A 1,113-nucleotide genomic window follows, 5' to 3' on the forward strand; every position below is an offset into this window, starting at 1 on the left:
CGATATCGACATCGCGGCCAACCAGGTCAGCAACACCCGCACGAGCATTGTGACGACGACTGGTACGCCGGTGCAGACGGCGGTCAAGACGCTCAGATTGTGGCAGGCGGGGTTAAGCGACGGGGAGCTCAACCATCATCACAGCATTACGTTCCCAGGCTGGCGCTGGAGCACTCGACGTGCGCAGGTGAGTACACCGCAGACCGACGCGCTGCGTGCGCCTGTCACCGTGACGGTGGACAAGGCGACGGTGACTAACCTGGATACCAGCAAACAGACGTTGTCGTTCACACAGTCGCCCGTCGAGGCGTACCAGGACCCGGCGGCAATGCGCTTGCTGTTGCTGTATGGCGTGAAGGTGGACAACCGCTCGCGCCCTGTTGCGACCAATGCGACCCAGTACTACCAGTCCATCACGGACAACGGTTCCACCTACAGCATCACCTTCTGGCCGGACTGGGACCCGAACATCCATATCCGGCCCGATGAGGTACGCCAGGCAAACTTCGGCACCGACTATAACGAAATCTCCCGTACAACCGTCACCTATACGGCGACGGACCAGCTCGTGAGCGCGACCGATGCCGCCAGAATCCAGGCAAACGGGAACATCCGAATCAACAGCAACGGTGGCAATATCCTGAACCAGTCCTCGATCCTGGCCGCAGGGGGCAACCTCGTGCGAGAGGCATCCGACGGCACGATCGAGGATGTTGGCACGGTGCTGCAACAGACTGTGACCACCGAGGAGACCTCCCTCTTCTATTGGCATGCGCGCAAAGGCTCGGACCAGAAGTTCGAGACAGTGGCATATCCAAGCACGCCACAGGCCCCGACCACGGTGGCGGCCCTGCCGGCCGTTGCCACCGCCAACAGGGCAGTGCAGACCACAGGGCACGACGTGACTGTCGCCTCGGTGAACACCGTCGGTGCAGCCGTGACGGGCAGGAGCGTTTCGGGCGGCGGTGCAAGCGGCACCCAGCTGGCCCGTGCAGCGGGCAATGCCGGCATTCCTAACCTGAAGTTGCCCACCAACGGCCTGTACCAGTTCCGCACCGCCCCCGGTGATACCTACCTCGTCGCCACCGATCCACGCTTCACGCAGTACGGCAG

1 pseudogene is annotated in these 1,113 nt (G+C 62.7%); it reads left to right on the forward strand.

Annotated features, from left to right (window positions below):
• Window positions 1-1,113 (forward strand): annotated as a pseudogene (locus BLQ58_RS28595) (filamentous hemagglutinin); the annotation flags it as partial.

The sequence above is a fragment of the Ralstonia sp. 25mfcol4.1 genome, from assembly GCF_900104095.1.
GTDB lineage: Bacteria > Pseudomonadota > Gammaproteobacteria > Burkholderiales > Burkholderiaceae > Cupriavidus.